The organism is Pontibacter sp. SGAir0037 (assembly GCF_005491705.1).
GTDB lineage: Bacteria > Bacteroidota > Bacteroidia > Cytophagales > Hymenobacteraceae > Pontibacter.
The window spans coordinates 4697012-4722333 of the sequence record NZ_CP028092.1; the positions used below are offsets into that span (position 1 = coordinate 4697012).

The window sequence follows — 25322 nt, forward strand, 5'->3', positions numbered from 1 at the left end:
GATACAAGTTAGAATTTAAAATTAATTGTGCACTGTGTATAAAGCCCCTGCAAAAGGTAAAGGCTGTTAATTAGCAGTGTGTTTTAGTTAAGCTACTCTGCCACGGCATCCCCTGGCTCTTTACGCCGTTAATTGCATCTGCGTAAGCTTAGCATAAAGCCCGCTTCTCTGTAGCAGTTCTTCGTGTGTTCCGCGTTCTACAATTTCTCCCTGCTGTAACACCACAATCTCATCAGCGTGCTGTATCGTGCTTAACCGGTGTGCAATAACAATAGAGGTGCGGTGTTTCATCAGGTTAGTAAGTGCATCCTGAACAAGTTTTTCCGATTCTGTGTCCAGGGCAGAAGTTGCCTCATCCAGAATAAGTATAGGAGGATTCTTCAGAATTGCTCTTGCAATACTTAAACGTTGGCGTTGCCCTCCGGAAAGCCTGCTTCCTCTGTCGCCTATAGTGGTCTGATATCCGTTTGGTGTTTGGATAATGAACTCATGGGCATTGGCAATTTTTGCGGCGGCTATCACTTCCTCCTCAGTCGCGTTGGTTTTATTAAAGGCGATATTGTTAAAGATAGTATCGTTAAATAAAATGGATTCCTGTGTTACAATGCCCATTTTATCACGCACCGATTCCATAGTATAGTCGCGAATATCGTGGCCGTCGATCAGGATGGCGCCTCCTGTCGGATCGTAGAAGCGGGGCACGAGATCCGCTAAAGTAGATTTGCCGCCACCTGAAGGGCCAACCAATGCTACTGTTTTACCCTTTCCTATTTCCAGGTTGATGTTTTTAAGTACTGTTCTGTCTCCGTAGCCAAAAGAAACATTTTGAAACTCGATTTTCTCCTCGAATGCAGGGAGTTCTTTGGCATCAGGTTTATTTACTATAGCCGGTGGTGTATCTAAAATTTTAAGTATCCGATCACCCGATACCAGGCCACGCTGAATATTGCTGAAGGAAGCAGACATGGCTTTGGCCGGCGTCATTACCTGCGAAAAGAGTATAATAAAGGCAATGAATTCTTCAGGAGCCAGGTCAGATTGTTGGTTTAATACCAGTGTGCCGCCAAAGTATAGTAAACCCGCCACTACCGTTACACCCATAAACTCAGAGAAAGGAGATGCCAGATCCCTTTTATAAGTAATAGAGCGTTGGATGCGGGCATAGAGGCTGTTCTGTTGGTGGAACTTGTCCAGCACGTAAGGTTCTGCATTAAAGGCTTTAATTACCCTGATACCGCTTAACGTTTCATCAATGATAGTCAGGATAAAACTCAGCGATTCCTGCCCTTCCTGTGCCTCCCTCTTTAACCTTTTAGAGATACCGGCGATCAGCAGACCAGACAGGGGCAGCAGGATTAAGGTAAAAAGCGTAAGTTTTACCGACATGGTAAAAAGAATCACAAAAAAGGCAATAATGGAGATCGGCTCCCGCACAACTACAGTAAGGGTATTTACAACAGAGCCTTCTACTTCACCTACATCTACTGTCAGGCGTGTCATAAGATCTCCTTTGCGCTCATTGCTGAAATAGCCCAGTTGGAGCTCCGTAATGCGCTGGTAAACTGCATGTCTTATTTTTTGAACAACATGAGCCCGCATATTACCGACTACCCGTGAAGCCAGGTAGCGGAAGAGGTTTGCCAGGAATACAGAAACTACAATAATTAAGCAGACAAATAACAGGGCTCCTTGTCTGCCCTCATTTAAAATTATCTGTCCGAAATGATAGTTAAAGTAGTTTTTAAAGAAATCAACTGAAAGCGAGAACTCGGGCTTTGCAGTTGACATGGAGGCTGCCTCATCGGCTCCCACTGTTCCGAACAATACGCCCAGTAAGGGTATAAGTAAGGTGAAGTTAAGGAGGCCGAATATGATGCCCAGAATGGTGTATATACTGTACAGCGGCACAAAACGACTATAAGGTCTTGCAAACTGTAGTATGCGGAAATAAGTCTTCATGTATAAAATTAAATACTGCTCTGCCTGTTATTTACTGCTTAAAGTATAGGCAGACAAAAACAAAGGACCCTCCCTCTGTTTTTATTTTATTAGTTAAAGCCATACCTGGCCATGTGGCAGGAAATAGCGGTGCAAAGATACTTAATAATGCAGGAGCTTTGGGAAATTAACGTAGGTAAAGAATATAAATTATTACCAACCGCTTACTGGTGCTGCCTGTAACAAAAGAAAGGGAGTATCATAAGGTTCTGCCTCTTTAACTGAAAAAGGATTTTATGGTACTTCCGAATCTTAGAACTCATTCAAACGCTGTGGAATGTTCCATCTGAAAGCAAGCGAAACTATATTAGAATTCCTGCTTAAGCTGCTTTCAGTAGCATTTGTATTCCGGATAATTCCCTTCAGATCCATAAACACGTTATGCCTGAACTGATAAGTAGCAGTTACATCCAGGTGTAGCTGGCTGGTAGAGATACCTTGTGCAATGCTATGCCCATAAGTTGATGGCCTTAAACCGTAAGACAAATTAACGTTGTTCCCCCAGTTGATGGTATCGGTGGCCGTAACAAGATCCTGCCCGAATTGCGTTGCGATGGCCTTGCCAACCAGGCTAAGACGGGGCATAGGCTGGTACCGAACGATACCTATGAACTCGTATAGGTTAGCGCCATTGGGGTGTGCCAGCGATTGCCTGTAGTGCTGATAATTGGTATACTGATCTATGTGTTGGTATGTGTAAGGCCTTATAATGTTAACCTCGCCCTGTAAATCCAGGTTAGGTATACCAAGGGCGTCTATATATTTTACACCTACCTGACCGGCTTGTTTATTGGCCCACCAGCCATTCATCGCTTTTATTTCTCTAAGCAGAAACTCATCCAGCATCAGTTGCCCATATACCTGTACCCTGTTTCTGATGTTCCAGCGGAAGTCGGCACCCAGCATCGCGTTATCCTGGCTACCCAGCATTTGCTCAATGCTCCTGTAAAAAATAATTGGGTTCAGGTACTGTAGCTCAAAGCGGCCTTTCTCCCTGGAAAGGATAATAGACTCGAACAAACCTAAATTAAAGTTGTTGGTAATATTTATGCCCAGCCTGTGAAAGGCCATGTACTTTTTAGGAAGCAGCAGGTCATCTCCGCCGCGCTCGTAATCTGCGGTTAATTCCTGGAAGAGATTCATGTAGTGAAGTTTCCAGACACGTGTATTCAGTTTCAGGAAAAAGGCAGGTGGCGCATAATCAGAATAAACCAGTGAGCGGTAGCCATCGCCTATAAAGTGGCGGTCGTGGCCCAGTTGAATTTCCACATGCTTCGATAGAGAATAGTTTAGGTAAGCACGCGCTGTAATAAAATCGTACCCTTGGTCTCCTTTAAAGTATTTCCAGTAGCCCTCGTGCGGCACTACGCCATCGCGGTTGATGCGATCTACGACATAAGCCGGGTAGCGGACCTGGTTTTCACCTATAAATGTATAGAAACCAAACCTACCATCAAGAGAGCCTTCTAGTTGTATACCGCGGGTATTGGTGAACTGAAAGTAGTCTGGTATCTGGTTGTCCAGGCCAAGCTCTCCATGAAAAACCGGATTTACTCTAACAGAAAAATCTTTGTTCTCATAGTGGTACAAGTCGGTTTTGTTGCGGTAAAAGTAGTTTAGTATTGGCTTTTTGCTTTCGTTGCTGTCCAATGCAGTATAATTCCAGTTATCATTGAGCAGGTATTGGGTGTTGAACTGGTCCACTGCATGCTGGGCGTGAGGGGCAACGGTTTCTGCCAATGCAGCCACATCTCTTCTGCCAAAGGGCTTTACGTTGGTATGCAGTTGTGGTACCTGGTTTCCGTATTTAATCTGGTAACGGTCAATCAGATGATAGGTGTCCTGGTTGTAAGGCATATATACATCCTGTGCCTGAACAACTGAAGATACTAGAGAAAGTGAAAAGAGAATAGTAGCAAAAAAATGCTTCATGAGTGGGAATTAAACTAGACTAAATGGTATTGCATATTTGCGGCAAATTTACAGGTTTGTCTTTATTATACTCCATATCAGGTATTTAATTTATACCTTAGTTGCCAGAGAGTATCATGGCAGCCTATAAAACAACTAGAGTGCTGATAGTCGTAAAATTCTATGGTAACTTTGAAGCAGCACTGTATCTTTAAAGCGTAAACTAATACTCTGGTATCACCCATGGAAAAAGGAATTCTCCGTATTTTAACTGAAACACCATCACTTGCGAATCATTTTGTGGCTGAGCTGCGCGATGTTACGGTACAGAGTGACAGTATGCGTTTTCGTCGTAACCTGGAAAGGCTGGGTGAGTTGCTGGCCTACGAAATCTCTAAGACTCTACCTTACACGGTTGCCGGCGTTACTACTCCCCTGGCTCAGACACAAACTATGCTTCTGGCTGAACAACCTGTGCTGGCTACCGTTCTAAGAGCAGGTTTGCCGCTTTACCAGGGTATGCTGAATTACTTTGATAAGGCTTTCAGTACCTTTGTAGGAGCTTACCGTGTGGAGGAGGCGCATAGTGAACTACAGATTAATATGGAGTACCTGGCTTCTACGAATCTGCATGACAAGATTCTGATCCTGGCTGATCCCATGCTGGCGACAGGCAGGTCGCTGGTAAAGTCTTACCAGGGGATGTTGCGCCACGGTAAACCAAAGCAGGTACATGTGGCGGCAGCCATTGCCTCTCCCGAAGGAGTAAATTTTCTGCAACAGGAAATTCCGGAGGCAAATGTGTGGCTAGGAGCAATGGACGAGCGTTTAAATGAGCAGTTTTATATTGTGCCTGGCCTGGGAGATGCCGGTGATCTGGCCTTTGGCACCAAGGTATAGAAAGCATTACCTGTTATCATCCTCAGCAATTACCGTATTTTACTTTGCAGGCAATAATTCTTGTTAGAAAAATGATATAAAAAATACTTACATTGACGTATAAGATATTGATTAACAAGGTCGTTTAGATTAAAATACAATTTTAAGGATAAGCAGGTTGGAAGAGTTGTTTAAATATTTATCAGTGTACTTGTTAAGTACAGTGAAATTTTTCGGAGGGCCTTTGGCAGGAATCTCTTTTGGGTTGTCTTATCTGGAAACAGCATTGCTGACTATAGCGGGTATGATGTCGAGCGTGGTGGTGTTCAGCTTTGTTGGCAGGGCCTTTTTCAGGTGGTATTCCAAGTACCGAACCGAGAAAAAGAAGCCTGTATTCAGTAAGAAAAACAGAATGGTAGTAAAGGTATGGAGTAGCTTTGGAATACCAGGAATCGCATTCTTAACTCCTTTGCTGCTAACCCCAATTTTTGGAACCGTTATAGCTGCTGTGTTGGGCGTGCCTAAAAAGCGCATCATCCTGCATATGCTTTGGAGTGCCGTGTTCTGGGGGTTTGTTTTAACCTACATGGCTTTTGAATTTAAGCATTTAGCAGAGGGTATTTTTTAATTGAGGCATTAAAGTCAATAAGAGAGGCTGGTAGCATATACCAGCCTCTCTTATAAGATAGCTGCTATCGCCGTCGACCTCCCTTTTTCTTGGTTTTTTGCCAGAAGGAGTTTTTGGGATCGCCTTTGCTTTTAGCTGGTTTTGCTTTGGGAATAGCTTTCTTCTCATGAAAGGCCCCTTTAAAGTCCGGGTTTGCCAGGCGCTTCTGGTGGTCAATGTCGCGGGCTATTTCCTGTTGCTCATCAAAAGGAGTAGGATGTATCTCTACCTCTTCAGGTAAAGGTTCCTGCGGAATCTCCATCCTGATCACTTTCTCTATTTTCCGAACGTGGTACATCTCCGCCTCATTCGCAAATGTTATAGCAGCGCCTTCGTTCTCGGCGCGTCCTGTGCGGCCAATGCGGTGTACATAATCTTCGTAAACAAACGGAACATCAAAATTAATAACGTGGCTCACCAGGCTTACATCTATACCTCTGGATGCCACATCGGTAGCTACTAAAAAGCGCACCTCGCCGCTTTTAAAAGCTTCCATTGAGTTGATGCGGGTATTCTGCCCTTTGTTGCCATGTATAGCCCGTACTTCTCCGTATTCTTTCCGCTCTAAGAACTTGGCTACGTTTTCTGCGTTTTTCTTGCTGCGGGTGAAGATAATAACCCGGTTAAAAGACTCTTTATCTTTTAGCAAGTACTCCAGCATCGCAATTTTAGTGCGCAGGTTTGGTACCTGGTACAGTACCTGGCTTACTGTTTCTACAGGTGTTGCCTGGGGCGTGATTTCTATGCGCAGTGGAAACTCCAAGAACTCTTCTGATAGTTCTACCACTTTATCGTGCATGGTAGCTGAGAAAAGCAGGTTCTGGCGCTTGCGCGGAATTACTTCCAGTAGCTGGCGTATCTGGGGCATAAAACCCATATCCATCATCTTGTCTGCCTCATCCAGTACCAGTGTCTTTAGTTCTTTTAAAACCAATTCGCCTTTCAGGTAAAGTTCCAGCAGCCGTTTAGGAGTAGATACTATAATATCCAATCCCTTGCTGATTATTTCGATTTGGGTTTTAGGACCAAGCCCCCCGTATATAGCTGTATAGCGAAGGTCGGTATACTTGGCCAGCACACCGATGTTCTCTTCTATCTGCATGGCCAGTTCACGCGTAGGAGCCAGTATAAGCGCACGCGGATTCATTCCCTGGGCATACTTTACTTTCATCAGGATAGGCAGCAGGTAGGCTGCTGTTTTACCTGTGCCTGTCTGCGCAATGCCGAACAGGTCGTGCCCGGCCAGCGCCTGCGGTATAGCCTGCTGTTGTATAGGCGTTGGTTTTTCATAGCCAGCTTCTTCAATAGCATTTAGTAACTGCTTGTTTAGCTTAAAATCTTCAAATGTGGTTACTTCTTTTTCTGCTTCTTCTGCCATGGCTCTTGTCTTTTGTAAGGATACTGTTTTGCAAAAGTACAGCTTTTAATCTTCTTCGTCATCGTCTTTGCTCAGTACATAGCCTGAGGCTGCCTGAGAGAAAACTGATGCTCCATTTTCTGATGCTGCTGAAGAGGTTGATGTAAGCTTGTACTGCGCAGGTAGCATATCTGTTGCAGGTAAAGCAAAAGCATTTGGCTGCAGCCTTTTAAGAGAAACTCCTATATTCTGCTGTTTTCCTATTCTTTCACAGCTGCGTCGCGTATCTTAGCAACATGAAATCAACTCTCATAAAGAACGCACAGATTGTAAACGAAGGCGCTGTAATGGTTGCCGATGTATTGGTAAAAGAAGGGCGCATTGCTCAAATTGGAAAGAATATAATAGCTGATGCTGATGGCGTGATAGATGCGACGGGCCTGTTCCTGCTGCCGGGTGTGATAGATGATCAGGTGCATTTCCGGGAGCCGGGTTTAACGCATAAAGCTACCATTGCCTCTGAAGCAAGGGCAGCTGTGGCAGGAGGCGTAACATCTTTTATGGAAATGCCTAATACAGTGCCCAATGCTGTTACACAGGAGTTGCTGGAAGATAAGTTTCACATTGCTGCCGAAAGTTCGCTGGCAAACTACTCTTTCTTTATGGGAGCTACCAACGACAACCTGGCAGAGGTGCTGCTTACGAACCCGAATACCGTTTGCGGAATTAAAATCTTTATGGGCTCTTCAACCGGAAATATGCTGGTAGATAATGCCGAGACACTGGAGCAGATCTTTTCTAAAGCTAAGTTGCCTATAGCGGTGCACTGCGAGGATGAGCAAACAATCCGCGACAACATGGCCATCTATGAAGAAAAGTATGGAGAAGATATTCCGGTAAAGTGTCATCCGGAAATACGGAATGAAGCAGCCTGTTTTAAATCTTCTTTTATGGCTGTAAAACTGGCAGAGAAGCATCATACGCGCCTGCACATTCTGCATATCTCTACAGAAGAGGAACTGAAGCTTTTCCGTAACGATATCCCGTTAGACCAGAAGCGAATTACTGCGGAAGTATGCGTGCATCACCTATGGTTCGATAAAGAGGATTACGATACGCTCGGAACACAGATAAAGTGTAACCCTGCTGTTAAAGAGGCGCGCCACAAGCAGCGCCTCCTGCAAGGCCTGCTGGACGATAAGCTGGATGTTATTGCTACCGATCATGCGCCGCATACATGGGAAGAAAAACAGGGCAAGTATAAAAAAGCACCTTCGGGAGTGCCGTTGGTGCAGCACTCGCTCCAGATGATGCTGGAGTTTGTAAAGCAAGGTAAACTGACGGTAGAAAAGATGGTAGAGAAAATGAGCCATGCGCCTGCCGTACTATTTAATATAAGAGAACGAGGGTTTATAAGAGAAGGCTATTGGGCTGACCTGGTGTTGGTGGATGTAAATAAACCTTATACAGTTGGTAAAGACAATGTGTACTACCAATGCGGCTGGTCACCTTTCGAAGGCCATACGTTTGGCAGCAGCATTACCCATACCTTTGTATCGGGTCATCTTGCTTTTGCCAACGGAGCATTCGATGAAAGTAGAAAAGGGGAGAGACTTTTGTTTGACAGATAAGGAGGAGCGTGTTGTATGGATTTAGAAAGATTTAAACAGCTTCATGCTTATTTTTCGCAGCAGGATTTGCCGGAAGGTGCCAGGGAAACAGAAGAATACGAAGCCTATACAGATGCTATCCATGAGAATGAAGAATGCTATAACTGGGCAACAGCTGAAAAGCTCAAGAGTAAAGGCTTCGACTACGAAAGCTATTGTTGCCTGATGATGGCCGATAATGTGTATAGCAGTTTGGATGATGCAGGGGAAATCCGCTATGGTGATCCGAGTGTTATCATCAATAAATGGGATGAGGGACTTTACGGAATCCCGATACATGACGGCGGAAGCTCCATGGTGCTGATTCACTACTGCCCCTGGTGCGGAAAAAAGATTGCTGAATAAGCTTCTTTTAATCAGTTGGTTGGCGCTTGCGTTAGCCAAAACTGATAAATTTTTAAGCAAAAAGTGAGGCTAAGATATTGCATTATGTTATTTCCTGTGTATATTTGCACACTCAAATGAGACACGGTGGTTGTAGCTCAGTCGGTTAGAGCACCAGATTGTGATTCTGGGGGTCGTGGGTTCGAGCCCCATCTTCCACCCCAAGCCCTTGAAGCTGAAACTTCAAGGGCTTTTTTATTTAACTTTGCTGAGGAACAGAAGAGGGCGGATGCTAATTGTCGCAGCTCTCAACCTATAAATTAAACTCTTAACCAGTATAAGATGAGCTTACTCGTTGTTGGTTCTATGGCTTTTGATGCCTTGGAGACACCTTTCGGAAAAACAGATAAAATTGTAGGTGGCGCAGCTACTTATATTTCGCTTTCAGCTTCTTATTTTGTGAAGCCTGTTAATGTTGTATCAGTAGTGGGCGGCGATTTCGATCAGGACCATATCGGCCTGATGCATACGCGTGAAATCAGCACCGAAGGGGTACAGATGAAGGAAAACGAAAAATCTTTCTTTTGGTCTGGCCGCTACTTTAACGACATGAACAGCCGTGAAACACTGGTAACAGAACTTAATGTATTGGGCGATTTCGATCCTGTTATACCTGAAAGTTACCAGGGGTGTGAGTACCTGATGCTGGGAAATCTGGCGCCACAGGTACAGCGTACTGTGCTGGAACGCCTAACAAAACGCCCGAAGCTGATCGTGATGGACACGATGAACTTCTGGATGGACATTGCACTGGATGAGTTGAAGCAGACAATAGCCCTGGTGGATGTTCTTTCTATCAACGATGAGGAAGCACGCCAACTGAGCGGTGATTATTCTTTGGTGAAAGCCGCTAAAAAAATCATGGCTATGGGGCCTAAATTTCTGATCATCAAAAAAGGTGAACACGGAGCTCTGCTATTCCACGAAGATAAGGTGTTCTTTGCGCCTGCGCTGCCATTAGAAGAAGTATTTGACCCGACCGGAGCCGGAGATACGTTTGCAGGAGGTTTTATCGGTTATATTGCCAGCACAGGCGATACCAGCTTCGAAAACATGAAGCGTGCTATCATTCATGGATCTGCACTTGCTTCTTTCTGTGTTGAAAAATTTGGTACAGAGCGGCTTATTAATTTAAGCCAGGAGGAAATAGATAGCCGGGTGCAGCAATTTGTTAATCTGGTTGCTTTTAATGCTGAACTGCCGCAATAGCAGATATTTATAAAAGTTATACTTGCAAAGGGAGGCGAATGCTTCCCTTTTTTTATGGCTAAAACCGTAACAAAGCAGGCAGGTCGGTGGTAAAAGAAACTAGACTAATGAAAGGAGAAGATTATGACTGAGGATAATAATAAAAATAAAGAGCGGCTGCAGAAGCAGTCTGAACGCCAGGCAACTGGCTTAATTGAGAACAAGCGCCAGCAGGAAGGCTATACTGATAAACTGGCGGTAGATCCATCGAAAAGATCTGTACAGGCAAGCGATTCTAAAGTACAGAACCCGATGCGAAACCTGGCAAAAGGTGGTAATAATACCAACATCAAACATAAATCAGGCGGATCCTGATCTGTAAAGCGATCCTATAAAACAAGAGCGGAAGACTGTAACAGTCTTCCGCTCTTGTTTTATAGGACATTTCCTATTTAAAATCAGGGCTAATTTTTATATTTACGTTTCTTTCACCAATTTTTTATGCAGGAAACAAACGTATGTATACTGGGGGCTGGCCCAGGTGGGGCAACGGCGGCCCTTCATTTAGCAAATAAAGGTATCCCCTCTGTTCTGGTTGATAAAGCTATTTTTCCGAGAGACAAAATCTGTGGTGATGCTTTAAGCGGCAAGGTGGTAAGTGAGCTAAAGCGGATCGCGCCCGAACTGCCCGAAGCCCTTAGTAAACAACCAATCCAGGTGCCGTCGTGGGGTATACAGTTTGTGTCGCCGGGTGGGCAGAAGCTGGATGTGCCCTTTGTGTACAACTATAATACAGAGCGCGATTTGCCGGCCGGTTATATTGCCAAGCGAGTAGACTTTGATAATTTCCTGATAGAAGAAGTAAGAAAAAGACCGGAGATTACCTTCCTGGAAGGCGTCGACATTACAAGTACTGAAAGAAAAGCCGGAGGGATATTGCTTACTGACAGCAAAGGAACACATATCCAGACAAAGCTGCTGATTGCCTCCAATGGAGCACACTCTTCTTTTGCCAGGCATTTTGCCGGCATGCAGCAGGAGCCGAGCCATTATTCAGCTGGCCTCAGGGCTTATTACAAAAATGTAAGCGGCCTGCACGATCATAATTTTATTGAGCTTCATTTCTTTAAAGGCTTTTTGCCTGGTTACTTCTGGATATTTCCATTGCCAGATGGCTACGCAAACGTGGGAGTAGGCATGTTGAGCGAAGCTGTGAGTAAGAAAAAGGTAAACCTGAAAAAGGAAATGCTGCACATGATTGCAACACATCCCGAGCTTAAAAAGCGTTTCGAACATGCAGAACTGGTAGATAGCATTAAGGGATATGGTTTACCTCTGGGCTCTAAAAAAAGAGTGATTTCAGGTGATAATTATATGCTAGTCGGCGATGCTGCCTCCCTGATCGATCCTTTTACCGGAGAAGGAATCAGCAATGCCATGATCAGTGGCCGATGGGCCGCGGCGCAGGCAGAGCAGTGCCTGCAGCAGCAAAATTTTTCAGCTGCTTTTATGCAAGGCTACGACAAATCGGTTTACAACAGGCTTTGGAAAGAATTAAAGCTTAGCCACCAAATGCTAAAAATGCTTCACTACCCTTGGCTATTTAACCAGGTAGCCAACAAGGCAGTTAAAAACAAAGCTTTGGCAGAAACTATTTCGTGTATGTTTACAGATATAGATCTGCGGGAAAGATTAAAGCAGCCTTCTTTTTATTTTAAATTACTTTTTAACTAAAACTCCTGCTTCAGCCACTGTTTAAAGTTCTGCTTTTCCTGGTCTGATGCATCATTTCTTTTTTCGATAGTGTACTTGGAGTAGTAAGAAGCTTGCTGAGCCTGTAACTGTACTTCACGAAGTTTTTTATCTCTGAATAAAGTAAGGGTTACAGGCTTTGTGCTATCTGCATCTGCCAGTAGTGGCTGAAGGTTCTGCTCTAGTTTACGGCTGTTCAGAGCAATCAGCTCATCATCTATACTTAAATATGCACTGGCAGGAGATTGGGGTGCAATGGCGGTTACCTTTGTTGCTTGTGCATCGGCGATGGTTTTAAAGCCATATAGTTGTTCGTATAAAAGAGGGCTTGGTGTTTCTTTTAAAGCACAGCCCACAAAGCCAAGCGCTTTATTTAAAGCCTCTTCTATAGGTGCGTTGCCATAAATGTATTTTTGGAAATAGTCGGCAAAAGGTTTTTGAGCCACCTCTTCTACTAACTGCTCATAATCCTGTTCTGTATACCCTATATCTTTCTTACCAAACTCCTGCCAGAGCTTTTGCATAACTGTGTCTAGGGAAGCGGTATTGTTGGTGGCCTGCCGTATTTGCAGGTCGAGCAGCAAAGCCGTTAAGGCACCTTTTACATAAATAGAGACTTTCCGGTCCGGGATACCTGCTTTGTAGCCGTCAAGCCATAAATCAAAAGAAGAATCAGCTACAGAAAGGCCATGGCGGCTATAGTCGGCAAAGTAGCGCTGAAGCGTTGTGTTAAGTTCTTCAAAGTATTGCTCTGCTGTAAAGACGGATGCCCTTGCCAACATGTAGTCGCCGTAGTAGGTGGTAATGCCTTCTGCTATATAACCGGTTCTAAAGTAATTTTCGCGGGCATAATGGTAAGGCTGCATTTCCTTTGGCCGTATCTTCTTAATGTTCCAGGTGTGGAAAAGCTCGTGAGAACTTACACCTATAAACTCTTTATATAGTGCAGGTGTCATGAGTAATTCACCAGGGCCAAGTGTAATAACCGTAGAATTGAGGTGTTCCACACCATGGTAGTAACGGTAAGGCAGTATCTGGTTTAAGTAGTGGTACGCCGTTACAGGAAAATCTCTAAAGACTTCTAGTTGCTCTTGTGTGAAAGCCGTAAAATCATTCTTGATCTTTTCCCAGTCAGGCAGGCATTCTCCCTGTATCCAGATATGGAAAGGTATCTCGTTTACATAGAAAACGATGTGTTTAAGCGAGCTGCTCGCAATCAGAGGGCTGTCCACCAACGCATCGTAGTTTGCGGCCTCCAGCAGGTGATGCTTTACCTCCTGTAAACCGCAGGCAACCTGCCAGTCGTCTGGTAAATCTAATTGTAGCTGGCACGGCTGATGTTCCTGCCCTTCTACGGCCATTAAACAGTTAATGCCGTTCAGGTAAAGCTGTTCTTCATCCAGCCACGATCCTCCTGCATCCATTTGCCTGGCAAAGAAGCTGTAGTTTACCTGGATGGCTGTAGCGCCTTCAGGCTTTATAAGCCATTTGTCTTTCGTTACTTTTTTAATTGGAATCTCTTTATCTCCGGCTTTAGCTGTAACCTCTTTTAGTTTTTGGGCGAAGTGTTGCAGCTCATAGCGCCCAGGGCGCCAAGCAGGTAGCTGTAGGTAAAGATGCTCCTGTGTTATCTGAGCTATGCTGATGGTAATATCTACAAAATGGGTAAGCGGGTTGATATATGCAATGTGGTAGTGTATCATCTTTAATGCAGCGATTTAAGAACCGGGAAATAACTTCTTCTTACGTAAGCGAAGGAAGAAAAATATGTTCAAAGTAAAAAGCAGTGCAGTAGTAGCATGGGAGGTTTTATAAAATAAGCAGTGGTTCTGAGGCAGGTGCGGGTTAGTATTGTAAAGAGTTCAGATATATTTCAGTAAAAATTAAGCGGATACCGTTGCTATTTTAGAAAAGGTTCCCTACTTTTGCAGGCCATAATAAAACCATTGGCAGACGATGAAAAGAACATTCCAGCCTTCTCAGAGAAAAAGAAGAAACAAACACGGTTTCAGATCTAGAATGGAAACCGCTAACGGTAGAAGAGTATTGGCCAGCAGAAGAGCCAAAGGCAGAAAGAGACTTACTGTTTCTGACGAAAGAAGACATAAGGCTTAATTAAATTGTGTGCTTTGTCTGGCACGGAGCCGCTCAATTGAATGGATCCAGCTAACAATAACAAAGCTCCAAAGCCTCTTTGCAATACATTTTCGAAAGAAGAGCGCTTATGCAGTAAGCGGTTAATATCGCAGCTGTTTAGTAAGGGCTCTTCTTTTAATTTGTATCCGCTTCGGTTTGTATATTACACACCGGAAGCCATGCCGCCTGTATCTACACAGGTAGTTATTTCTGTATCCAAACGTTTCTACAAACGTGCCGTTGACCGTAACCGCCTGAAAAGGCAGGTGCGGGAGGCATACCGGCTCAACAAGCATATTTTGCTGGCTAATCCTGAGCAATCACCCCGGTTGCTTGCTATTCTTTATATAGGTAAAGAAAAAAAATTTTTTGATTCTATTCAGAAAAAACTAATTTATGGTTTGGAACGTTGTTTGATTAAGTAGTCTTACCTCGTCCCTAAAGACCATTAAATTATGCTGAAGAAATCTTTAACTGGCCTTGCACTTGTAGGTCTTGGCCTGGGCCTGTTCTCTTTTAAAACAGAGTCTGAGCGTTATTTCGAAATAGCCAAAAACCTGGATGTTTTTGCCACTCTTTTTAAAGAAGTGAATACCTATTACGTTGATGATGTACCGCCCTCCAAAATGGTGCGTACAGGTATAGATGCGATGCTCAAATCGCTGGACCCCTACACAAATTATATTCCTGAAGACGACATAGAAGATTTTAGAACCATGACCACTGGTCAGTATGGTGGTATTGGTGCTTTGGTGGGTGAACGCGACGGTAAGATTATAGTTCAGATGCCTTATGAAAATTCACCTGCGCATAAAGCAGGCTTGAATATAGGGGACGAAATCCTGAAGATTGATGGAATTGCTGTAACCGGTAAAAACTCGTCTGAAGTAAGTAAGTTGCTGAAGGGGCAGGCAAATACTATTGTTAAGCTCGAGGTGAAAGGCTATGGTCAGTCAAAAAGCAAGGCTGTAGAGCTTACCCGCTCAAACATCACCGTAGAAAATGTGCCTTACTATGGCATGGTTGACCAGGAAATAGGTTATTTCCAGTTGTCTGGTTTTACAATGGATGCTTCTAAAGAAGTACGAAACGCTGTGCAGAAGCTGAAAGAGCAGGGGGCTAGAAAAATTATATTTGACTTGCGCGATAACCCGGGTGGCCTGCTGCATGAGGCAGTAAATATTTCAAACGTTTTTGTTGATAAAGGCAAAGATATTGTTAGCACGAAAGGAAAAGTTAAAGAGTGGAATAAGACATACAAAGCACTGGATGAACCACTTGATAAAGAAATTCCGCTTGTGATCTTAACCAGTTCCCGTAGTGCCTCCGCCGCAGAAATAGTGGCAGGCGTTATGCAGGACTACGACCGGGCAGTATTGGTTGGAGAGCGTACTTTTGGTAAAGGCCTGGTGCAGGCAACACGCCCGCTGTCTTACAATTCTCAGTTAAAAGTTACTACTGCCAAATATTATATACCCAGTGGGCGCTGTATACAAGCCATCGATTATACGCATCGTAACGAAGATGGTAGTGTAGGTAAAATAGCTGACTCTTTGCGTGTTGCGTTTAAAACAGCTAATGGTCGTGTTGTATATGATGGTGGAGGTGTAAGTCCCGATGTGGAGGTAGGGCGTAAACCTTATTCTGATATAACAAGAGCTATTGCCTCTAAAGGATACTTCTTTGACTATGCAAATAAGTATAAACTGGAGCACCCTACTATTTCAACCGCAAATAAATTCAAACTGTCAGATGCCGAATATCAGAATTTCATGGCTTATTTATCTGATAAGGATGTAAACTATACAACTAATGTTGAGCGGGAACTGATAGAGCTATCCGAGCAGGCGAAGGAAGGGAAACACTTAAATGATATTCAGTCAGAGCTGGATGCTATTAAGAAAAAAGTTTCGCACAATAAAGCCAACGACCTGACAAGGTTTAAACCTGAAATTCAGGAAATGTTGGAGGCAGAAATTGCTTCCAGGTATTACTTCCAGAAAGGTTATATAGAGTCTACTTTTGATGATGATGAGACTATTCTGATGGCAAAGAAGGTATTAAACAACCCGCAGGAATTTAATTCTTACCTGCAGAAGAAGTAAGAAACTTCGTAACAGAAAAGGGGGAGGTGCATATAAAGCACCTCCCCCTTTTCTGTTACGAAGGCAACATCTTTCATACTGTAAAGGGCATTGGTGTAGGAGCTATTGGCTTCAATAGTTTTGTATCAGATGAGCTCTTACACTACCTTTGCCGTTGAATATAAATTATTTTAATATGTCGGTACTACTCGCACTTGAAACATCTTCTATTGTATGTTCTGTAGCCTTGTTTAACGGAGCGCAACTGGTTGGAATGTCTGAGCTGCGTATAGAAAAATCTCATTCTTCTCATATAACGGTAATGATTTCTCAGTTGCTGGAGAATTGCGGCATTCATTTAAAGCAGTTAAATGCTGTAGCAATTTCCGGTGGACCAGGCTCTTATACAGGCTTACGTATTGGCAGTTCTACAGCAAAAGGCTTGTGCTATTCCTTAAACATCCCATTGCTGGAAGTATCAACCTTGTATAGTTTGGCTGCTCAGGTTATTGCTAATATTCCAAACCCTGAGCAATACCTGTTTTGCCCTATGCTGGATGCAAGGCGTATGGAGGTTTATACCTGTATAGTAGATCACAACCTGCATGAAATCCTTCCTGTTGCACCGCTAGTGTTGGAAGAAGCTGCATTCCAGGAGCAGCTTTCTCGGAAGAAGATCATATTTTTAGGTAGTGGAGCTGAAAAATTTAAAAGCTTAGTAGCAGAAAACAGTAATGCTCTTTTTGTTGATGGAGTTTTACCATCTGCCAGAATGATAGGAGATCTTGCTCTTCAGAAGTATGAGGAAAAAGTATTTGAGGATGTAGCGTATTATGAACCCTTCTATCTGAAAGATGTTTATATAACGAGTAGTGCATCTAACACTTCCAAATAAAATAGAACAATGGCTGAGTTAATAAACAGAGTTGCGCAGAGCGCATTAACAACCCTTAACCTGGAAGAGCTGTTGCATCCAGGGGAGCGGGTAGTATATGATATTAAAGATAACCTCTTTCAGGGGTTGATTCTCAGAGAAAAAGATTTCAGGGCTTTTGTTAAAGAGAATGATTGGTCTGTGTATGATGGTAAAAATGTTGCCATTATATGTTCTGTTGATGCTATAGTGCCAACTTGGGCTTATATGCTCCTGGCATCTAAACTTCAGAATCACGCACATTATTACGTTTTTGGTGATCTGGAGGCATTGGAGCAGGCGTTAATGCAGGAAGCCATTGCCGGAATCGATGCTGAAGAATATCGTGAGGCAAAAGTGGTAGTAAAAGGTTGTGGCAGTATTCCGGTGCCAACGTATGCCTACGTAGAAATTATGCGAAAGCTATTGCCAGTTACTAGTAGCCTGATGTACGGAGAGCCATGCAGTACTGTTCCTTTATACAAAAAGCCAAAAGTTGCTTAACTTTTGTACGTCATTTGTTGCCATAACCGGTGAAAGATGTTTTGGAGGTGCTTTAACATAGTTGAAGCACCTCTTCCTTTTATAAAGTATGCCTCAGCAGGCTAAGCATTTAAGCAATTTCAAAATTAACTAGCTACTCGAGCCGGTAACATATTCAACTCTTCTATCATGATAGCATGTTCTGCTATAGCATCCGATCTGGTCAGATGCTGTAAAATAAAACAATCTTTCAACTAAAACCTGGGTTTAGGGGCAGTTGTTATGCTCAGGTGCTGCCTTTGGGGTAGACAAGCGGTACCTCCGACACTCATAAAAATCTTTATTTAGCCGGAACTCCGGGCAGAGGTGCGGGTGTTCTCTTTAAGCGCCCCCTGCTTCGGGAAAGCGCATCAGGTGCTTGCTTGGGCGCCTTTTCCCATCCCGCTGAAAATTATTTTGAAACCATTGCGGCTGAGGCATAGGGGCTTAGCCGCTCGGGGGGCTGCCGGGGCTCTTTTTTCAGGGGCCGGCGCTTGCAAAGCGGGAAAAGATTGCTACCTTTGCCTCCCCGTTCGGCAGGAGCGGTTTGGCTAACAGGGGCTGCAGGGCTTCTGGGACCGAAAATAAAAAGTTGCCTGGTTGCTTGCAAAGCGGGAAAAGGTTCTTACCTTTGCATCCGCTTCGGACGGCAGGTCCGGAAGGGAGAGGCTGCGACGCCGAAGGGCAGGCAAAAAAGAGAAAAAAATATTTCTCGCTTTTGCTTGCGGTTTTAGAAAAAGTCCTTACCTTTGCACTCCCTTAACGAAAGGGGCTCAGTAAAGCGAGAGCGACACAGTGCATCACACGGCAGGGAAGGCTGCCGCAGGCGGGAGGAGGAAGTCCTCCCGGCAAGTTCTTTGAGAGATTGCAAGAGACAGACAGCAACACAGGGCAAGGCGGCGCTACCGGCGGTAGCGCCGGAAACAAAGGGGCTCGGGGTCGGACGAACACATTTGCGGTAGCGATGCTGCATTAAGTAATACTTTTACAATGGAGAGTTTGATCCTGGCTCAGGATGAACGCTAGCGGCAGGCCTAATACATGCAAGTCGAACGAGTCCAGGGGCTTCGGTTCCTGGGTTAGTGGCGCACGGGTGCGTAACGCGTATGCAACCTGCCTTCCATAGGGGGATAGCCCACCGAAAGGTGGATTAATACCGCATAAGACAGCGGGGTGGCATCACCCTGCTGTTAAAGCTGAGGCGATGGAAGATGGGCATGCGTGCCATTAGCTAGTTGGCGGTGTAACGGACCACCAAGGCGACGATGGCTAGGGGTTCTGAGAGGATGGTCCCCCACACTGGTACTGAGACACGGACCAGACTCCTACGGGAGGCAGCAGTAGGGAATATTGGGCAATGGCCGCGAGGCTGACCCAGCCATGCCGCGTGCAGGAAGAAGGCCTTCTGGGTTGTAAACTGCTTTTACACGGGAAGAAAACGCCCCTGCGGGGGTAACTGACGGTACCGTGTGAATAAGCACCGGCTAACTCCGTGCCAGCAGCCGCGGTAATACGGAGGGTGCAAGCGTTGTCCGGATTTATTGGGTTTAAAGGGTGCGTAGGCGGCCTGCTAAGTCAGCGGTGAAATCCCGGGGCTCAACCCCGGAACTGCCGTTGATACTGGCGGGCTTGAGTTCGGTAGAGGCGGGCGGAACTCATGGTGTAGCGGTGAAATGCATAGATACCATGAAGAACCCCGATTGCGAAGGCAGCTCGCTGTGCCTGCAACTGACGCTGAGGCACGAAAGCGCGGGGAGCGAACAGGATTAGATACCCTGGTAGTCCGCGCCGTAAACGATGGTCACTCGATGTTGGCGATAGACGGCCAGCGTCCAAGCGAAAGCGTTAAGTGACCCACCTGGGGAGTACGCCCGCAAGGGTGAAACTCAAAGGAATTGACGGGGGCCCGCACAAGCGGTGGAGCATGTGGTTTAATTCGATGATACGCGAGGAACCTTACCTAGGCTAGAATGCGCGTGACGGCCCCAGAGATGGGGCTTCCCTTCGGGGCACAAAGCAAGGTGCTGCATGGCTGTCGTCAGCTCGTGCCGTGAGGTGTTGGGTTAAGTCCCGCAACGAGCGCAACCCCTACCTTTAGTTGCCAGCGGGTCAAGCCGGGGACTCTAAAGGGACTGCCTTCGCAAGAAGCGAGGAAGGCGGGGACGACGTCAAGTCATCATGGCCCTTACGCCTAGGGCTACACACGTGCTACAATGGCGCATACAGAGGGTCGCTACCTAGCGATAGGGTGCCAATCTCAAAAAGTGCGTCTCAGTTCGGATCGGAGTCTGCAACTCGACTCCGTGAAGCCGGAATCGCTAGTAATCGCGCATCAGCAACGGCGCGGTGAATACGTTCCCGGGCCTTGTACACACCGCCCGTCAAGCCATGGAAGTCAGGGAGACCTGAAGCCGGTGACCGTGAAAGGAGCCGTCTAGGGTAAAACTGGTAACTGGGGCTAAGTCGTAACAAGGTAGCCGTACCGGAAGGTGCGGCTGGATCACCTCCTTTCTAGAGACGGCTCCGGGCCCTTTTCCGACCGTCTTGCCCGTTTGCCGGGTGTCTCTTGCGAAACCTCAAAAAGGAAAAGAAGGATGCGGCACAAGGCCGCGCCGCGGGCTTGTAGCTCAGGTGGTTAGAGCGCTACACTGATAATGTAGAGGTCCGTGGTTCGAGTCCACGCAGGCCCACGAGCCAGGCGCAGCCTGGCAAGTAGAATTAGGAATTAAGGATGATGAATTAGGAATCGCTCTTAGCTCATAACGCTTAACTCAAAAGCCGGGGGATTAGCTCAGCTGGCTAGAGCGCCTGCTTTGCACGCAGGAGGTCAACGGTTCGACTCCGTTATTCTCCACACGGATCACGGCCTATGCAGCAGGCATAGGCTACTATTTGGGGTACCTGAGAGAGAGCGGGGTGAAGGGTTAGACAACTCTTGGCTCTGGACTCTGGACTTGTGCCCTGGGGAAAGTTCTTTGACATGATGGGAGAGAGAGAAAGAAGGACGTTCCGGCCTTAGGGCCGGGACGGAAGAGAAGAGGCGGGCCGCCCCCACGCTTGTGGGGCGGCCGAGAACGCAGAGAAGGGCGCACGGGGGATGCCTAGGCTCTCAGAGGCGATGAAGGACGCGACAAGCTGCGAAAATCCGCGGGGATCGGCACATACGATTTGATCCGCGGGTGTCCGAATGGGGCAACCCAGTGCATTGAAGATGCACTACACCTTCGGGTGGGCGAACCCGGGGAACTGAAACATCTAAGTACCCGGAGGAAGAGAAAATAACAATGATTGCGCAAGTAGTGGCGAGCGAACGCGCAGGAGCCCAAACCAGCGCTGTCACGGCAGGGCTGGGGTTGTAGGACCACGCCGTCGGACCAATGAACGAAGCTTAACTGCCTGGGAAGGCAGGCCGGAGCGGGTGATAGCCCCGTGAGCGCAAGTTGATTGGCCGTAGTGGAATCCTGAGTAGGGCGGGACCGGAGGAATCCCGCCTGAATCCGGCGGCACCATCCGCCAAGGCTAAATACTCCTGAGAGACCGATAGTGAACCAGTACCGTGAGGGAAAGGTGAAAAGCACTCCGAATAGGAGGGTGAAAGAGAACCTGAAACCGTGCGCCTACAAGCGGTCGGAGCCCCTGTGTGGGGTGACGGCGTGCCTTTTGCATAATGAGCCTACGAGTTACTCCTCCCTGGCAAGGTTAAGCGTCTGGAGGCGCGGAGCCGCAGCGAAAGCGAGTCTGAATAGGGCGCAGAGTCAGGGGGGGTAGACGCGAAACTTTGTGATCTACCCATGGGCAGGATGAAGGTTGGGTAAAACCAACTGGAGGTCCGAACCAGTTTGCGTTGAAAAGCATTTGGATGACCTGTGGGTAGGGGTGAAAGGCCAATCAAACTGAGAAATAGCTCGTACTCCCCGAAATGCCTTTAGGGGCAGCGTCGCGGTGGAGTCATGTGGAGGTAGAGCTACCGATAGGACTAGGGGGAGTCACATCCTACCGAATCCTGACGAACTCCGAATGCCACTTGACATACGCGGCAGTGAGGCGCGGGGTGCTAAGGTCCCGCGCCGAGAGGGAAAGAACCCAGACCGCCGGCTAAGGCCCCAAAGTCCACGCTAAGTTGAACAAAGGGGGTCCAGCTGCCCGGACAGCCAGGAGGTTGGCTTGGAAGCAGCCATTCCTTTAAAGAGTGCGTAACAGCTCACTGGTCGAGCGGCAGGGCATCGATAATAATCGGGCATCAAGCGAGGCGCCGAAGCCGCGGATTATGACACGGGTCATACTGGTAGGGGAGCATTCCAAGGACGGCGAAGGCGTCCCGGCAAGGGGCGCTGGAGTGCTTGGAAAAGCAAATGTAGGCATAAGTAACGATAATGCGGGCGAGAAACCCGCACACCGAAAGACCCAGGTTTCCTGATCAACGCTAATCGGATCAGGGTTAGTCGGGTCCTAAGGCCGAGGCGAAGGCTAAGGTCGATGGACAGCTGGTTAATATTCCAGCACCGGCGCGCCATAGCGATGCGGTGACGGAGAAGTGAAAGGACGGCGCACTGACGGAATAGTGCGTTTAACACCGTAGGTATTGGGCCGGTCGTCAAGCACGCCGGGCTAGCCGAAAGTGGAAAGTACTCCAACCCCCCGGGGGCGGAGATCGTCCCTAAGCAGGCTCCCTAGAAAACCCGCTAAGCGTTTAAATGGCGCGCCGCCCGTACCGCAAACCGACACAGGTGGTCGAGGAGAGAATCCTAAGGTGCTCGAGTGAATCACGGCCAAGGAACTCGGCAAAATGGCCCTGTAACTTCGGGAGAAGGGGCGCTTCCTTGCAGCGATGCAAGAAGCCGCAGTGAAAAGGCCCAGGCGACTGTTTAACAAAAACACATGGCTTTGCCAAATCGAGAGATGACGTATAAGGCCTGACACCTGCCCGGTGCCGGAAGGTTAAGAGGGGGGGTTAGCCGCAAGGCGAAGCTCTGAATCGAAGCCCCGGTAAACGGCGGCCGTAACTATAACGGTCCTAAGGTAGCGAAATTCCTTGTCGGGTAAGTTCCGACCTGCACGAATGGTGTAACGATCTGGGCGCTGTCTCAGCCGTGAGCTCGGTGAAATTGTAGTATCGGTGAAGATGCCGATTACCCGCAACGGGACGGAAAGACCCCATGAACCTTCACTACAGCTTAGCATTGCCTCTGGGTCACTCATGTGTAGGATAGGCGGGAGGAGAAGAGGCGGCGTCGCCAGGCGTCGCGGATCCGTCCTTGAAATACCGCCCTTGAGTGGCTTGGAGCCTAACCGCGTGAGCGGGACATTGCTTGGCGGGTAGTTTGACTGGGGTGGTCGCCTCCAAAACAATAACGGAGGCTTTCAAAGGTTCCCTCAGCACGCTTGGTAACCGTGCGCAGAGCGCAATAGCAGAAGGGGGCTTGACTGTGAGGCCCACAAGCCGAGCAGGGCCGAAAGGCGGATATAGTGATCCGGTGGTTCCGCATGGAAGGGCCATCGCTCAAAGGATAAAAGGTACTCTGGGGATAACAGGCTGATCTCCCCCAAGAGCTCATATCGACGGGGAGGTTTGGCACCTCGATGTCGGCTCGTCACGTCCTGGGGCTGGAGAAGGTCCCAAGGGTTCGGCTGTTCGCCGATTAAAGTGGCACGCGAGCTGGGTTCAGAACGTCGTGAGACAGTTCGGTCCCTATCTGTTGCGGGCGTCGGAGATTTGCGGGGCTCTGTCCTTAGTACGAGAGGACCGGGATGGACGAGCCTCTGGTGGACCTGTTGTGCCGCCTGGTGCAGCGCAGGGTAGCTACGCTCGGACGGGATAAGCGCTGAAAGCATCTAAGTGCGAAACCCGCCCCAAGATGAGATCTCCCTTGAAGGGCCGTGGGAGACGACCACGTCGATAGGCCGCAGGTGTAAAGCCGGAGACGGCAAAGCCGAGCGGTACTAATTGCCCGGGCGCGTTCTCCAAGAGGCCGGACACGGCCCGCCGCTTCCCCCCCTTTCCCTCTCCCCCACAAGGTCAAAGACACACCACAGCATCAGGCACGGACAGCAACCGTGCGACGGCAATGGTGGCTATGGCGCCGGTGTTCACCTCTTCCCATCCCGAACAGAGAAGTTAAGCCCGGCTGCGCCGATGGTACTGGGGTCACACCCGGGAGAGTAGGTGGCCGCCAACCACATCACGAAGGGTTACCCCCAAAAAGGGTAACCCTTTTTTCATTCCGCACACCTCACACGCTGAAAACCGACAGCACGCGGCAGGAGAAAGGATGCAACAAGAAGAAGCTGGTCCTGCTTAAGCGTAGCTACTCCTCCAGAGGCCCTTACCGTTGAAGCCTTAACCCAAGGTTTGCCGCACATACTCACAGACAGGCTTAGGAACGGATGATTATTCTGACTTTCTTATATATCATCACTACTTTAGGAAGATGTGCTTACAAAATTAAGGAAGATGCGTCTGCTATAGAATATAGTGTTTAGTTGTAGCTGAGAAAGAAAATTAGAAGGAACAAAATCAAAGAGGCTGCCCATTATAATTGAGCAGCCTCTTTGACTTTGTTTTAAGTTAATAATTGATTTATGCTCTTTTACCCGCTATAGCTATTTTCAAATCGTCTAATGAAAGATGCTTGTTTGCCAAAGCTAATAAATCAGCTGCGCTAACAGTTTTTATTGACGAGATATAGTTGTTGTAATAATCAGCAGGTAGATTATTTAAAACTATTCGCTTATAACGATCGCATTGTTCGAAAATGGTAGCCAGATCATTTATAAACTTACCAATCATATAGCTCTTGACAGTTTGTAGCTCGTCGGCCGGAATAGCTTCCTGCTGCAGGATTTGTATCTCCTTTTTAATTTCATGCAATGTCTGATCTGTAACAGCATAATTCACATCGGTTCCAATGTAGAACAAAGTGTCATGCTCTTTAGGAGAAACAGCAGAGTATATCCCATAAGTAAAGCCTTTGTCTTCCCGAATATTACGCATTAACCTGGAACCAAAGTACCCTCCCAGTACTTCATTTAATACAAGCAGCTTTAGGTACTCTTCATCCTGAATATGAGGGAATCTTTTGCCAACCCTGATAGAAGACTGCAGGCTTTCCGGCATATTAACAAAAGCTTCTGCTTGAGCAGGTAGGTTCTCAAAGTTATTTGTACCAGCTACGTTAGGAGCATTCAATATTAATTGCTCAATTTCTCGCTTTAAATATAGTTGAGCTTCAGCGTCTAGGCTGCCACAGGCAAAGATTTCCAGTTCTTTTGTGCTAAACTTGTTCTTATAATAATCCTGCAGCTGAATCAGCTCAATATGCTCTATTTCAGGACCATCATACCCGAATATATAAGGATGACCTTCTCCATAAATTAGCTTGGTAAAGCTATTGGTGGCCAGGTAACCATTTTTCTGGCGCTGAACCTTTACATTCTGAGAAATCCTCTTTCTAAGAAGTTTAAACTCTTCCTCTGGGAAAACAGGATTCTGGAGCACATCCAAAACTAAAGGAAGCAGATCAGTTAAATACTTAGATAAGCAGTAAAGCGTAAATTCTGATCGGTCGTAACCATGGTTGCTGTCGAAAGAGGCGCCGTAATAGGCTACTTTTTCAGCTATCTGGCTGGCTGTATAATTGGCAGAGCCTTCCAGCAACATCTTGGCGGCCAGATCAGAGATGCCATTATGGGGTTCAAACCATTTACCCGCTTTAAAAACAAAATCCAGCCTGACAACAGGCTGGGTTTCGCTTTTTATAATATGTAACCTTGCTCCATTCTGAAGTTCTGTTACTTCAGCTGTCTGAAGGCTTATTGCTTCTATTTCTTGTATGTCTGGTGCTTTACTTCTATCAAGCATTCT

At 46.7% G+C, this 25322-nt stretch carries 17 protein-coding genes, 3 tRNA genes and 3 rRNA genes; 18 read left to right on the forward strand and 5 right to left on the reverse strand.

Features of this window, described 5'->3' with window-relative positions; all coding sequences use genetic code 11:
- Positions 1-120: 120 nt before the first annotated feature.
- Positions 121-1959: an ABC transporter ATP-binding protein gene (locus tag C1N53_RS19500; RefSeq protein ID WP_137760912.1), complete on the reverse strand. Its 1839-nt coding sequence runs from the start codon at positions 1957-1959 to the stop codon at positions 121-123.
- A gap of 291 nt (positions 1960-2250) precedes the next feature.
- Entirely contained in the window at positions 2251-3930 is a 1680-nt protein-coding gene (locus C1N53_RS19505) for a hypothetical protein (RefSeq protein ID WP_137760913.1), read from the reverse strand.
- Between the two features lie 222 nt (positions 3931-4152).
- Between C1N53_RS19505 and upp the strand changes: the two genes are divergently transcribed.
- Complete coding sequence (gene upp / locus C1N53_RS19510; RefSeq protein WP_137760914.1) at positions 4153-4809, forward strand: uracil phosphoribosyltransferase; 657 nt, start codon at positions 4153-4155, stop codon at positions 4807-4809.
- Positions 4810-5011: 202 nt separating this feature from the next.
- A complete protein-coding gene (locus tag C1N53_RS19515) occupies positions 5012-5416 on the forward strand; it encodes a hypothetical protein (protein WP_240773288.1) in 405 nt (134 codons plus the stop codon).
- Positions 5417-5480: 64 nt separating this feature from the next.
- Here the strand turns inward: C1N53_RS19515 and C1N53_RS19520 are convergent, their stop codons facing one another.
- Complete coding sequence (locus C1N53_RS19520; RefSeq protein ID WP_137760916.1) at positions 5481-6833, reverse strand: DEAD/DEAH box helicase; 1353 nt, start codon at positions 6831-6833, stop codon at positions 5481-5483.
- A 275-nt stretch (positions 6834-7108) separates the two neighbouring features.
- Between C1N53_RS19520 and C1N53_RS19525 the strand changes: the two genes are divergently transcribed.
- From C1N53_RS19525 to C1N53_RS19550, 6 genes are all read left to right on the forward strand, one after another.
- Positions 7109-8443, forward strand: a complete 1335-nt coding sequence (locus C1N53_RS19525; RefSeq protein ID WP_137760917.1) for a dihydroorotase — start codon at positions 7109-7111, stop codon at positions 8441-8443.
- Between the two features lie 15 nt (positions 8444-8458).
- Positions 8459-8827 carry a hypothetical protein gene (locus C1N53_RS19530; protein ID WP_137760918.1) on the forward strand — a complete coding sequence of 123 codons (369 nt, stop codon included), beginning with the start codon at positions 8459-8461 and terminating at the stop codon, positions 8825-8827.
- A 126-nt stretch (positions 8828-8953) separates the two neighbouring features.
- Positions 8954-9030, forward strand: a tRNA-His gene (locus C1N53_RS19535).
- 118 nt (positions 9031-9148) lie between these two features.
- The gene (locus tag C1N53_RS19540) at positions 9149-10075 is read left to right on the forward strand and encodes a PfkB family carbohydrate kinase (RefSeq protein ID WP_137760919.1); all 927 of its coding nucleotides are present in this window, start codon (positions 9149-9151) and stop codon (positions 10073-10075) included.
- A gap of 123 nt (positions 10076-10198) precedes the next feature.
- Positions 10199-10429, forward strand: coding sequence for a hypothetical protein (locus C1N53_RS19545; protein ID WP_137760920.1), 231 nt, complete (start codon positions 10199-10201; stop codon positions 10427-10429).
- A 126-nt stretch (positions 10430-10555) separates the two neighbouring features.
- The gene (locus C1N53_RS19550) at positions 10556-11788 is read left to right on the forward strand and encodes an NAD(P)/FAD-dependent oxidoreductase (protein WP_137760921.1); all 1233 of its coding nucleotides are present in this window, start codon (positions 10556-10558) and stop codon (positions 11786-11788) included.
- On the opposite strand, the gene C1N53_RS19555 is transcribed toward C1N53_RS19550, so the two are convergent.
- Positions 11785-13509 (reverse strand): M61 family metallopeptidase, encoded by a 1725-nt coding sequence (locus tag C1N53_RS19555; protein ID WP_137760922.1) that lies wholly within the window; start codon positions 13507-13509, stop codon positions 11785-11787. The genes C1N53_RS19550 and C1N53_RS19555 overlap by 4 nt on opposite strands.
- Positions 13510-13762: 253 nt before the next feature.
- Here C1N53_RS19555 and rpmH point away from each other — a divergent pair, with 253 nt between their 5' ends.
- The 10 genes from rpmH (at position 13763) to rrf (ending at position 23637) form a co-directional block, all read left to right on the forward strand.
- The gene (gene rpmH, locus C1N53_RS19560; RefSeq protein ID WP_074988011.1) at positions 13763-13921 is read left to right on the forward strand and encodes a 50S ribosomal protein L34; all 159 of its coding nucleotides are present in this window, start codon (positions 13763-13765) and stop codon (positions 13919-13921) included.
- A 41-nt stretch (positions 13922-13962) separates the two neighbouring features.
- Positions 13963-14367: a ribonuclease P protein component gene (locus C1N53_RS19565; RefSeq protein WP_137760923.1), complete on the forward strand. Its 405-nt coding sequence runs from the start codon at positions 13963-13965 to the stop codon at positions 14365-14367.
- 30 nt (positions 14368-14397) lie between these two features.
- Complete coding sequence (locus tag C1N53_RS19570; RefSeq protein ID WP_137760924.1) at positions 14398-16047, forward strand: S41 family peptidase; 1650 nt, start codon at positions 14398-14400, stop codon at positions 16045-16047.
- A gap of 175 nt (positions 16048-16222) precedes the next feature.
- Positions 16223-16921, forward strand: coding sequence for a tRNA (adenosine(37)-N6)-threonylcarbamoyltransferase complex dimerization subunit type 1 TsaB (tsaB, locus tag C1N53_RS19575; protein ID WP_137760925.1), 699 nt, complete (start codon positions 16223-16225; stop codon positions 16919-16921).
- A 9-nt stretch (positions 16922-16930) separates the two neighbouring features.
- A complete protein-coding gene (locus C1N53_RS19580; RefSeq protein ID WP_137760926.1) occupies positions 16931-17443 on the forward strand; it encodes a DUF2480 family protein in 513 nt (170 codons plus the stop codon).
- A gap of 1005 nt (positions 17444-18448) precedes the next feature.
- Positions 18449-19972 (forward strand): 16S ribosomal RNA (locus C1N53_RS19585).
- A 105-nt stretch (positions 19973-20077) separates the two neighbouring features.
- Positions 20078-20151 (forward strand) — tRNA-Ile (locus C1N53_RS19590).
- A 90-nt stretch (positions 20152-20241) separates the two neighbouring features.
- A tRNA-Ala gene (locus tag C1N53_RS19595) sits at positions 20242-20315 on the forward strand.
- A gap of 216 nt (positions 20316-20531) precedes the next feature.
- Positions 20532-23425: ribosomal RNA gene (locus tag C1N53_RS19600) — 23S ribosomal RNA — on the forward strand.
- 100 nt (positions 23426-23525) lie between these two features.
- A 5S ribosomal RNA gene (gene rrf / locus C1N53_RS19605) occupies positions 23526-23637 on the forward strand.
- Together the 16S, 23S and 5S rRNA genes with 2 tRNA genes alongside form the textbook arrangement of a ribosomal RNA operon.
- A gap of 401 nt (positions 23638-24038) precedes the next feature.
- On the opposite strand, the gene C1N53_RS19610 is transcribed toward rrf, so the two are convergent.
- The gene (locus tag C1N53_RS19610; protein ID WP_137760927.1) at positions 24039-25319 is read right to left on the reverse strand and encodes a pitrilysin family protein; all 1281 of its coding nucleotides are present in this window, start codon (positions 25317-25319) and stop codon (positions 24039-24041) included.
- Positions 25320-25322: the final 3 nt, after the last annotated feature.